The organism is Thermomonas sp. (assembly GCF_025993755.1).
Classification (GTDB): Bacteria; Pseudomonadota; Gammaproteobacteria; order Xanthomonadales; family Xanthomonadaceae; genus Thermomonas.
The window spans coordinates 1-2247 of sequence record NZ_JAMQHN010000177.1 but is presented as its reverse complement, the minus strand read 5'-3'; the positions used below and the strand labels follow the sequence as shown (position 1 = coordinate 2247).

At 64.2% G+C, this 2247-nt stretch carries 3 protein-coding genes; all 3 read right to left on the bottom strand.

Annotation, left to right across the window (positions count from 1 at the left end):
* Positions 1–1054, bottom strand: a 1054-nt coding sequence (locus Q0X16_RS12755) for a urate hydroxylase PuuD (protein ID WP_297835109.1), incomplete at its 3' end; no start/stop codon positions are given.
* Between the two features lie 62 nt (positions 1055–1116).
* Positions 1117–1464 carry a hydroxyisourate hydrolase gene (uraH, locus tag Q0X16_RS12750; protein WP_297835106.1) on the bottom strand — a complete coding sequence of 116 codons (348 nt, stop codon included), beginning with the start codon at positions 1462–1464 and terminating at the stop codon, positions 1117–1119.
* A 94-nt stretch (positions 1465–1558) separates the two neighbouring features.
* On the bottom strand, positions 1559–2247 hold a 689-nt coding region (locus Q0X16_RS12745), incomplete at its 5' end, for a quinone oxidoreductase (RefSeq protein ID WP_297835103.1).

Genomic DNA, 2247 nt, shown 5'->3' with positions numbered 1-2247 from the left:
GCATCGCCTTGTTGCGCACGGTCTGGATCATGATCGGCTGCGCATAGCGTTTCAGGTCCGCCAGTGTCTCCAGCGTGACGTTCTTGGGCGCCTCCTGGAAGCTTTCATGCGTCGGCTTCCTGGCATGGCACATGACGCAATGCCTGGTCGTCAGCGACAGCGCCTCCGCGTCCGTGACCGGGGGCCCGCTGTCCGCGAGCTGGCGCGGCGCGGTCGCATAGATTGCGCAGATCAGCGCAAAGGCCGCGACCGGCGCCGCCCAGCCGTACTTGTCCCAGGTGTCGCCGGCGTCGATCCGGTTCAGCACATGGCGGAACAGCGCGCCGCAGATGAGGATGAGCGCCACGATCATCCAGGCATGCGGGTGCGCCGACAGGAACGGGTAATGCGGCGACACCATCAACAGCAGAACCGGCAGCGTCAGGTAGTTGTTGTGCACGGACCGCTGCTTGGCGATCTTGCCGTATTTCGCCTCCGGCTCCTCGCCGCGCAGCAATTGCCCTACCATGATCTTCTGGCCGGGAATGATGGTGACGAAGACGTTGAACGCCATGATGGTGCCGATGAGCGCGCCGACATGGATGAAGGCGCCGCGGCCGGAAAACACGCTCGTGTAGAACACGCTCGACGCGAGGATCAGCGCGAAGACGGCGATGGCGAGCAGGATGGTGCGCTCGCCAAAAAGCTTGCAGATCGCGTCATAGATGAACCAGCCGACGAACAGCGAGACGACCGACAGCCCCACCGCCTGCACCGCGGTGAGCGGCAGCACCGCCGGGTCGATCAGATAGGCGCTGGCGTGGAAATAATACTGGACGATCAGGAGGCCGAGGCCCGTCACCCAGGTCAGGTACGCCTCCCACTTGAACCAGTGCAGATGCTCGGGCAGATGCGCCGGCGCGACGGTGAATTTCTCCACGTGATAGAAGCCGCCGCCATGCACCTGCCAGGCGGTGCCGAACACGCCGGGGCTTTTGCGCTCTTTCTGGTTCAGCGAATAGTCGAGCGCCATGAAATAGAACGAGGTGCCGATCCAGCCGATGCCCACGATCATGTGGACCCAGCGCAGCAGCAGATTGCCCCATTCGCCGAAGAAGACGTCCATCGCGGCCTGCTCTAGCTGCCCAGGTAGGTGGAATAGCCGTAGGGCGAGACCAGCAACGGCACATGGTAATGCGCGTCGTCGGCGATGCCGAAGCGGATGGGAACGATGTCGAGAAAGGCAGGATCGGCGAGGCTTACGCCGCGCGCGCGGAAATAGTCGCCGACATGGAACAGAAGCTCATAGCATCCCGGCCTGAAAGCCTCGCCCTCCAGCAGCGGCTTGTCCAGGCGGCCGTCCGCGTTGGTGACGCCCTCGACGGGCGGACCGGACGGGCGATCCAGAATCTTCAGCAGGATACGCAACCCTGCGGCCGGCCTGCCGGAGGCTGTGTCCAAGACATGCGTGGTGAGGCGTCCCATGAAAACTACATGATCAATCACATGGCCGGCAGGAACCACAGACTAGCAGGCGGCGTGCCGCACGGCGACATCTGCGTCATCCGCGGGGGATGTGTTAGGGAATGAGGATGGATGAGCCCGTCGTTCCGCGACCTTCGAGGTCATCGTGCGCCTTGCGGGCGTCCTTCAGCGGATAGGTCTGGTTGACCGGAATTTTCACCGCCCCGCTTCCCACCACCTTGAACAGGTCGGTCGCGGTCGCCACCAGGTCGTCGCGCCTGGCGATGTAGTTGTTGATCGTCGGCCGGGTGGCGAATAGCGAGCCCTTGGCCTGCAGGATGTTGATGTTGAAGGCGTCGATCTGGCCCGAGGCCGAGCCGAAGGACACGAACATACCGAGCGGGCGGATGCAGTCGAGGGATGCCGGGAACGTGGTCTTGCCAATGCCGTCATAGACCACGTCGCAGAGCTTGCCGCCGGTGATGTCCTTCACCCGCGCGACGAAATCCTCGTCGCGGTAAAGGATGACGTGGTGCGCGCCATGCGCCCTGGCGATCTCGCCCTTCTCCTTCGAGCCGACGGTGCCGATCACGGTGGCGCCGAGGTGGTTCGCCCACTGGCAGAGGATCTGCCCTACGCCGCCGGCGGCCGCGTGCATCAGGACGGTCGTGCCCTTGCCCACCTTGAAGGTGCGGTTGAGCAGGTATTGCGCGGTCATGCCCTTGAGCATCATGCCGGCGGCCTGCTCGTAGGAGATGGCGTCGGGCAGCTTCACGGCGCGCTCGGCCGGCAAGAGCCGTTCGG